4 protein-coding genes and 1 pseudogene are annotated in these 9,026 nt (G+C 70.8%); 3 read left to right on the forward strand and 2 right to left on the reverse strand.

What is annotated here, in order from left to right:
• Window position 1: 1 nt before the first annotated feature.
• Window positions 2–628, reverse strand: a complete 627-nt coding sequence (locus ACFHWS_RS20955; RefSeq protein WP_416568843.1) for a DUF5134 domain-containing protein — start codon at window positions 626–628, stop codon at window positions 2–4.
• A gap of 35 nt (window positions 629–663) precedes the next feature.
• Here ACFHWS_RS20955 and ACFHWS_RS20960 point away from each other — a divergent pair, with 35 nt between their 5' ends.
• Window positions 664–2,112 carry a PepSY-associated TM helix domain-containing protein gene (locus ACFHWS_RS20960; protein WP_416568844.1) on the forward strand — a complete coding sequence of 483 codons (1,449 nt, stop codon included), beginning with the start codon at window positions 664–666 and terminating at the stop codon, window positions 2,110–2,112.
• A gap of 108 nt (window positions 2,113–2,220) precedes the next feature.
• On the opposite strand, the pseudogene ACFHWS_RS20965 reads toward ACFHWS_RS20960, so the two are convergent.
• A pseudogene (locus ACFHWS_RS20965) lies at window positions 2,221–5,534 on the reverse strand (S8 family serine peptidase).
• A 339-nt stretch (window positions 5,535–5,873) separates the two neighbouring features.
• Here ACFHWS_RS20965 and ACFHWS_RS20970 point away from each other — a divergent pair.
• Window positions 5,874–7,706: a hypothetical protein gene (locus ACFHWS_RS20970; RefSeq protein WP_416568845.1), complete on the forward strand. Its 1,833-nt coding sequence runs from the start codon at window positions 5,874–5,876 to the stop codon at window positions 7,704–7,706.
• Between the two features lie 55 nt (window positions 7,707–7,761).
• Window positions 7,762–8,754 (forward strand): glycosyltransferase family 2 protein, encoded by a 993-nt coding sequence (locus ACFHWS_RS20975; protein ID WP_416556433.1) that lies wholly within the window; start codon window positions 7,762–7,764, stop codon window positions 8,752–8,754.
• Window positions 8,755–9,026: the final 272 nt, after the last annotated feature.

A 9,026-nucleotide genomic window follows, 5' to 3' on the forward strand; every position in this document is an offset into this window, starting at 1 on the left:
CTCACACGTTCATCAGCAGCAGCATCGTCGCCATGCCTGCGCTCATGACGCCGTAGCTGAGCAGATGCAGCCGATGGCCGGACGTCGTCACGGCGCGGTAGAGCCACCACAGCGCCCCGGCCGTGCTCAGGGCCACGAAGACGACGTTCGTCATGTCCGCCCACGCCGGGGTGGGGGTCGGTTCCGCACCGGCGGCGGCTACGCCATGCGCGTGCCCGGAGCCGCCGCCGACCCCCAACTCCGACATCAGGGTCGGCATCGCCGCGAGCATCCAGATCATCGCCAGGTTCTGCGTGACGTGGCCCAGCACGTCGACGCGCTCCGGCCTGCCACGCGCCCGCCCGTACCCGGGCAGCAACGCGAGCACCAGGATGCCGAAGATCGCGACCTGCGCCCAGGCGACCGGGCCGTGCACCATCAGCCAGGCCATCAGGATCATCGCGGCGCTCATCACACAGTGATTGATGTCTATCAGCTCCGCGTCGGAGAACGCCTGGTCGCGTGGCACGCCACGGCGACGGATGACCAGGTCACCGACACAGACGAGCCCTGTCAGCAGGAAAACGATCGTCAGGACGGGAACCCAGGGTGTCTCCAGCACGACTCTAGCTAGTACCACAGGTTCCACCGACGAACAACGTGACGATCAGGAAGGGCCAGCCGATGACCACCGTAGAAGCCGAGACACCGCCTCCCGGGGAGACGCCGCCCGAGGATGCGCCCTCGTCCCCGGCCCGGCCGCGGAAGACGAACTGGTTCGCCGCGTTCTGGCGCTGGCACTTCTACGGGTCAGTCCTCGTCATACCCGTACTCTTCTGCCTCGCCGTCAGTGGTATGACCTACATGTTCCGGGCAGAGGTGGACTCCCTCGCCCACCCCGGGGTACTGCAGGTGCCGGTGGCCGACGGCGCGCAACGGGCCGAGCTGTCCGCCCAGGAAGCGGCCGTCCGCGCGGATTTCCCGGACCGTCCCATCCTGTCCGTGCAGGACGGCACCGGCGACCGGGCGACCCTGTTCGTCGTCGGGCTCGACGACGGCAGCAGCACCAACATCTACGTCGACCCCTACACCTCCACCGTCACCGGCGAACTCAGCCAGGACCAGCTCATCTCCACCTGGGCCGAACGCGTCCACGGCGACCTGCTCATCGGCGACGGTGGCTTCGGCGACCGCATCGTCGAACTCGGTGCCTCCTGGGCGATCGTGCTGACGATCACCGGGTTCATCATCTTCTTCCTCGGCCGCCGTGCGCGCAGTGGCGCCGAAGCCAAGGGCAACCGCGGTGCCCGGCTCCGCAGCTACCACGCCCTCGTCGGGCTCCCCGTCGGCCTCGGCATCCTGCTGCTGGTCGTCTCCGGGCTGCCCTGGACCGGTGTGTGGGGTGCTCAGGCCCAGCAGATCGCCGTCAACTCCGGCTCCGGGCTGTGGGGCGCGGACCCCGGTGCCGAGTCCACCATCCGACAGCAGATCGAGGACAGCGATGGTCAGTCCGCACCCGCCGGGTGGGCCTCCGGCAACGCCCCGCAGGGCAGCAGCACCGGCGGCGGCACCCCGATCTCGATCGACCGGGCGGTCGACGCGGCCCAGACGCTGGGTGCCCCCGGGCCGTACCTCATCCTGTACCCGGAGGGCGAGACCGGGGTGTTCAGCGTGATGAGCAGCCAGTGGTACGACGTCGGTAACCCCGCCGAGTCCGACGTGACCCAGGAGACGACGATCCACGTCGACCAGTACAGCGGCGACGTGGTAGGCCAGTACGGCTACGACGACTACAGCGCGATGGCGAAGGTGGTCTCGCAGGGCATCGCCCTGCACGAAGGGCGCCGCCTCGGCACCTTCAACACGATCATGTCCACGCTGTTCTGCCTCGCCGTGATCTTCATGTGCGTCACCGGACCAATGATGTGGTGGACCCGTCGGGCCACGGCCTCCGGCCTCGCCGCACCGCGGGCGAAACTCCCCGTCTGGGGCAGCTGGGTACTGCTCGCCTCCATGGTCGCACTCGGCGTCTTCCTGCCCCTGTTCGGCCTGTCCCTGCTGGTCGTCCTGGCGCTGGACCAGTTCCTCATCCGCCGGGTGCCCGCGCTGAAGTCCTTCTTCGGCACGGTCTGAGCCGAACCGGCACCCCTCAGATCGATCCGGCGCCCCAGCTGGTGCGGCTCCGGTGGCCGTGACCCGGGTACGGGTCACGGCCACCGGGGCCTGGGGAGTGAGAAAACGCTAGTCGGCGGCGACCAGCCGGTAGGCGTTGATCACCGTCTGGGTGAACGTGTTGCCCTTGCGGTCCTCGGCACCGAACCGCAGCGACACGTAACCTTCGCTGTCCGGATGCTGGACCGTGGCCACCCAGCTGCGGCCGTCGGCACGCACCGGAGCCGGCAGCCAGGTGGTGCCGTCGTCGTAGGAGACCTCGACCGACAACGCGTCCAGGTTGACCGTGACCCCGGTCTGCCGGCGCACCGTCACCGGAATGTCGACCTGGTCGCCGGCCGGGGCGGCGCCGGCCGGGCCACCATGACCGGCAGCCGCCGCCACTGATCGCCGTTGACCCGACCCGACTGGAAGGTCCAGGCCAGGCTCACCTCGGTGGCCAGGTCACCGGCGTCACGGGTTGCCGACGTCTCCAGCCGGTAGTCAGCCTGGCCGGGTGGCACGACGAAATAGCCGAAGCCACCGGTCTCCCACTCCTCGACCAGCTCGCCCGCACGGTAGAGCGCGGTGCGCTCAGTCAGTGCGATCGAACCGCCGGCGTGCCCGGCGGCGTCACCGAACAGCGGCACCTCCACCAGGATCTCGTCGCCGAGTCGGCTGGCCCAACCGGTCGGCGACGACGTCGCCGGCATCGCCGGGCCGAACGGCGGCAGGTTCCAGATGTCGGTGCGCCGGGCGCCGGCGGGGTAGGCGCGGGCCGGTGCGTACAGGAACGACACCGGTTCCAGCCAGTCGTCCTCCACCGAGTAGTTGGAGAAGTACAGGTCGGAGAACCAGGCCACCCGGTCGGTGCTGTACCACTCGATCCGTTCGCCTGGAACGCGCACCTCGGTCAGCTCGGTGAGCGCGCCCAACTTCGGGTCGTCGAACTCGGCGACGAGCAGCCGGTCGGAGACGTCACCGGTCGGGATGCCCCGGAAGTCCTGCCGGACCCGGGCCAGGTCACCCGCGGCGTAGTCGCGCTGGTACCCGGTGGGCAGCCGGCCGTCGAAGACCTCACTCAGCGCGTAGGCGAACGGGCTGTTCGCGTACCCGCCGTCGGGGTCCGGCTTGAACCACTGGTGGGAGATGGATGAGCCGAACGCAGGCGCCGGGTCGTCGCCGCCGAGCTGCTTCGACGACACCCCGTCGAATCCGGGGTACGCGGCACCGACGCCCGCCGGACCGCCGACGGTGTCGAAGCCGACGGTCACGTCGACGATCGCGGCGCGGGCGGCCGGTTGCGGCACGGTGGCCCGCACCGGTGCGGCCTGCCGGGCGTCCAGGGTGACAGTGGCCTCCGCAGCGACGGTGAGGCGCGGCTGGGCGAGGACGGCACTGCTGGTCGGCTCGCCCTCCTCGTCGAATTCATCGATCGTGGCGAACAGACCGTACTCGCCCTTGGGTAGTCGGGTCACCACGGTGCCGTCCTCGTGGTACGGGAAGTCGAAGTACGAGTTGTCCAGACCGACCAGTGCGGTCCAGTACGACTGGGCTGGTCCGCCGTCGACGTCGATGTGCGACACGGTCACGTCGTAGCTCTCGACCTCGCGGTGCACCCCGACGGGGGTGACGACGCGGATCTGCCCGCCGGTGGCGACCAGTTGGCCGCTGTAGTAGCCGTCGGCGGCGGCGACACCGGTGTCGGCGGTGGCGTCGACGCTGGCCGTACCGCCGGCAGGCACCTCGACCTGCGCGGCGCTGGTGGTGAACATGCCGGCCGGCACCGACGCGCCCGCGGGTCCGGTGATCTCCCAGGCCAGGTCGAGGGTGACCGGCTCGGTGCCGTTGTTGCGGTAGGTCACGGTCCGGCTGATCGGCTCGTCGTCCTGGTGCGGCCAGAGGGCGCGGCCGTAGGAGATGCTGGCCGGTGCGGCGGTCACTGTCTGGGTGACGGCGCGGGCCACGTCGACCAGGCCGGCGCCCTGCTGGTACGCACCGGTGCCGGGGTGCGGCGCGGCGGACCCCATCAGGGCGGACTTGAACTGCTGCGCGGTCCACCCCTGCTGCTGTTGGGCGAGCAGCGCGACGGCGCCGGTGACGTGCGGCGCCGACATCGAGGTGCCCGGCGCGGAGACATAGTGCTCGTCGATCGGGACGTCGAGGGTGGTGCCCTCGGCGCGGGCGGCGACGATGTCGACACCGGGTGCGGTGATGTCGGGTTTGACGGCGTCGTCGCCGACCCGCGGGCCGCGGCTGGAGAAGTCGGCCAGCGAGCCGTCGCGGTCGACCGCGCCGACGGTCAGTGCCGCGTCGGCGCTGCCGGGTGACCCGACGGTACGGTCGGCGCCGGCGTTGCCGGCGGAGATGACGAACAGGGTGCCGGTCTGCTCGGTGAGGGTGTTGACCGCCTCCTCGAGGGGGTCGATCTCGGGTCCGTCGCCGCCGCCGATGCTGATGTTGACCACCGGGACCTGTTTGTCCACGGCGAACCAGTGCATCGCGTCGATCATCGCCGAGTCGTCGCACCAGGCCGCCGGGCAGACCTTCGCGGAGATGATCTTCGCGGCTGGGGCGACACCTTGGTACTTGCCGCCGGAGGCGGTGCCGCTGCCGGCGATGATCGAAGCGACGTGGGTGCCGTGGCCGGTAGTGTCGCCCTCCTCCGGCGCGTCGGTGAAGTTACGCGTCTCGATGACGACGTCGGCCAGGTCGGGGTGTCCGGTGTCGACGCCGCTGTCCATGACGCCGACGGTGACGCCGGCACCGGTGAACCCGGCCCGGTGAGCGGCGGGTGCGCCGATCTGTGTGACGCTGCGGTCCAGCAGCATCTGCCGTTTGCCGTCCAGCCAGATCCGCTGGATACCGGTGTCGGTGCCACGGGCGGCCGGGCCGCCGGACACCATGGACCACAGATCGCCGATAGTGGCTTTGTCGGCGGTCACCGCCGCACCGTCGACCGCCGGCAGGTCACGCTGCACGTCGAGGCCATCGACGGCGAGCACGGCGGTGCCACGGGCGGCGACGTCGCCCCGCGCGGTGGTGACGATCAGCGGCAGGGTGTCCCGCGCGGCGTCGTGGTAGCCCCACTCGATCAACTTGGTGACGTTGAACAGTCGGCTGTCGAGTGTGCCGCGTTGGACCAGCTCGGCGGCGTCGCGTGGGACGACGTGCAGCTCCCCGTCGATCCGGTAGGTGCGGAACTGCATGCCGTCGCGACCCTCGCCCGGGCGCAGTGCAGCGGCGCCGGTACCGGTGACGGTGACCTGGTCGCCGGTGAGCAGGGTGACCGTGGCGCGCTGACCGGCCGGCGCCTGTCCGGCAGAGGTCCGACTGGCGCTGTCTCCGTCCGTCGGCGTGGCCCGGCCAGGTTGCCCCGGCCCGATCACGAGTACGGCGGCCAGTCCGGCCGCCACGAGTCTTCTCGAACGTGTCACCAATACCTCCCCATTGGACGTCTGTCAGGACGTCGGGCAGATGCGAAACGTCAGCGTTACACACCAGACCTTCAGGGCAACAGGCCTAAGGATGGCTTTCTGGGTCAATCCCGGGCAATCAGCCCGTTGGGCAACGGATCTGCGGTCACCCGGTCTGCCCGGCACCGGTTCCGGTGCGATCTGCGTTCCGGCACGACCTGCGTTCCGGCACGGACCCCGCCACAGCCGCTGAGGCTGACGTCAGCGACAACGAACCCTGGTTCTCGCAGGTCCGGCCGGGCTTGCGCGGGGTCACCGGAAGCGACGATGATCGGCGGACCAGATCCGGCCCGACAAGTGACGGGCGGGTTCGACAGCCCACGTCCTGATTTGAGATCATCGATTCTCGTGGAGACCGCTCAAGACCGCCCGTCCGCCCCCCGGCCCCCGCTGTGGCGGTTCCTGCGGCACGAATGGACCTTGGCCGTGCTCGGCGGACTGCTCCTCGCGGTGGTGCTGACCTGGCCCACCCTGCGACATCCCGCCAGCACCATCCCCGGCGACATCGCCGACCCCACCCTGCAGGCCTGGCAGGTGGCCTGGGGCGGGCACGCGCTGTCGACCGACCCGACCGGGCTCTGGCACTCCAACACGTTCTTCCCCGAGCGCTACACCTACGCGTACAGCGACACGCTCCTCGGCTACGCACCGGCCGGGATGATCGGCTCCGGCTTCGAAGCCGCGCTGATCCGCTACAACATCCTGTACGTGCTGCTGTACGCGTTGGCGTTCATCGGCGCGTACGCCCTGATCCGACAGCTCGGCGCGGGCCGGATCGGCGCGGCGGTGGCCGGGGTCGCGTGGGCCTTCGCCCCCTGGCGGCTGGCCCACTCCGGGCACATGAACATCCTCTCCACCGGTGGAATCGCGCTGTGTCTGGCGATGCTCGCCCGTGGCCACGGCTGGTCGTTGCGGCACGGCTACCGCCCCGAACGGCGCAGACCGGGCTGGGCCCTCGCCGGCTGGCTGGTCGCCGCCTGGCAGATCAGCCTCGGCTTCGGCATCGGACTGCCGCTGGTCTACTTCCTGCTCGCCGCCGGGATCGTCGCCGCCGGCGGCTACGGGATCTCCTGGTGGCGACACCGCCGCCGCCCGCCGTTCGGCCGACGGCTACTCGTCGCCGACGCCGTCGGCGGGGTGATCTTCGGCGCGGTCACCCTCGCGATCGCGGCGGCCTACTTCCACGTCGTCGAGCTCAACCCGCAGGCGGAGCGGAGCCTGGCCTGGACCGAGATGTTCTCCCCGCCGGTGGTCGGCCTGATCACCGCACCCGCCGAGTCCTGGCTGTGGGGAGAACGGCACGCCGGCACCCGGGAGCAGATCTTCTGGCCGCCGGAGATGACGCTGCTGCCCGGGGTGACGCTGATCGCCCTGGCCGCCGCCGGCCTGGTCGTCTCGTCGTTTCGGATTCGGCACCGGGTGGCGCTCACCGCCGGAGTCATCGGCACGGCGCTGCTCGCTCTCGGCGCCACGCTCGGCGGCGACGGCGACCCCGGCTACCTGACGCTGTCCAAGCACCTGCCGGGCTGGGACGCGCTGCGTACCCCGGGGCGGATGATGATCTGGACCAGCCTGCTCCTCGCGGTGCTGGCCGCCGGGGCGCTCACCGCCGCGGCCACGGCGCTGCGCCGGGCCGCCGCCGGATGGCCGCGGTTCTCCCGGCAGGCCGCCGGTGCCGTCCTGGCGATCCCGCTGGCGCTGGTGGTGGTCGAGGGAATGAACCGCACCGCCCATCCGCAGGTGCCCACCCCACCGGCCGCCTGGGGCCAGCTCACCGGGCCGGTACTGGTGCTGCCCAGCGACGCCGGCGCGTTCGAGTTGAACGTGATGCTGTGGACCACCGAGGGAGACTTCCCGCAGGTCGCCAACGGTCTGGCCGGTTTCGTCCCGGCCAGCCAGGAGCAGACCCGGGCGGTCACCGCGTTCTTCCCCGACCCGGCGAGCGTCGGATACCTGCGCGACCTGGGGGTGCGTACGGTGCTGGTGATGCCGGACCGGCTGATCGGCACACCGTGGGACGGGGTCGCCCAACGTCCGGTCGACGGGTTGGGCATCACCCGTGAGGAGATCGACGGTGCCCTCGTCTACCGACTCAACTGACCCTTCCGGTCCGGCCGGCCCGCCGGCCGAACCACCCGCGCCGGCCAGTCGGCCGCTGCGACTGTCGGTCGTGGTGCCCTGCTTCAACGAGGACGCCTCGCTGACCCGGCTGCACACGGCGGTGACCGCCGCGGTGACCGCGCTCGACGACGTCGAGATCGAGTACGTCTTCGTCGACGACGGCAGCACCGACGGCACCTTGGCCGAGCTGCGCCGGCTGGCGGCGGCCGACCCGGCCGTCCGGTATCTCGCGCTGAGCCGCAACTTCGGCAAGGAGTCGGCGATGCTCGCCGGGTTGGACCGGGCCAGCGGGGACGCCGTCATCGTGATGGACGCCGACCTGCAACACCCTCCACGCCTGCTGCCCGATATGGTCGCCCTGTACCGGCAGGGGTACGACCAGGTCATCGCGTGCCGCGACCGACGGGGTGACCGGTTCGTCCGTACCGTCGCGTCGCGGACGTTCTACCGGCTGATGAACCGCTGGGTGGACGTGCAACTGCTCGACGGTGCGGGCGACTTCCGGCTGCTGTCCCGCCGGGCGGTCGACGCGCTGCGGGCCATGCCCGAGTACAACAGGTTCTCCAAAGGCCTCTACTCGTGGATCGGGTTCAACACGGTGGTGTTCGCGTACCCGAACGAGGCCCGCGCCGACGGTGGCAGCCGTTGGAGTTTCCGGTCCCTGTTGAACTACGCGTTCGACGGGCTGCTGTCGTTCAACGACCGGCCGCTGCGGTCGGCGATCTACGCCGGCATGGGGCTCACGTTCATCGCCGTGGCGTATGCGGCCTGGGTGGTCGCGGCGGCGCTGATCCGGGGGATCGACGCCCCCGGCTACACCACGATCATCGTCAGCGTCATCGGTCTCGGCGGTATCCAGATGATGATCCTCGGCGTGATCGGCGAGTACATCGGCCGGATCTACTACGAGACGAAGCGCCGACCCCGTTACCTGGTCATGGAGTCCGACGGGGCCGGTGGTACGCCGCAGGTGCCGACACCTCGGCGGGAGACGGCTGTCCCCGGCCCGGCGGCCGACCCGGAATGATCCGGCGGGCGGGGTCGTTGTGCATGGTCGCGCCACGCACTCCGGCCCGCGGCCGCCAGGCACATGCCGCCCGGGCCACCAGGCACAGGCCCGTAGCCGTTGAGCACCGGCCAGGCAGCCCGGCGGGTGGGCCCGGTCGGGAATCGTCGACGGGCCGGCGTGGTTGTACATGGTCACGGCGCGCGGCAGCGCCCCCCGCGCCCGCGCCTGACCCCGTACCACCCGGATGACCGTTTACCGCGCACCCGCCCGTCCGTGACGGGTGTGCCCCC

The organism is Micromonospora sp. LOL_013, assembly GCF_048060315.1.
GTDB lineage: Bacteria > Actinomycetota > Actinomycetes > Mycobacteriales > Micromonosporaceae > Micromonospora_E.

Bases quoted from the DNA above. Each gene is read 5' to 3' on its own strand.
- ACFHWS_RS20960 (WP_416568844.1), top strand. From the start codon at position 664: ATGACCACCGTAGAAGCCGAGACACCGCCTCCCGGGGAGACGCCGCCC.
- ACFHWS_RS20970 (WP_416568845.1), top strand. From the start codon at position 5,874: ATGATCGGCGGACCAGATCCGGCCCGACAAGTGACGGGCGGGTTCGAC.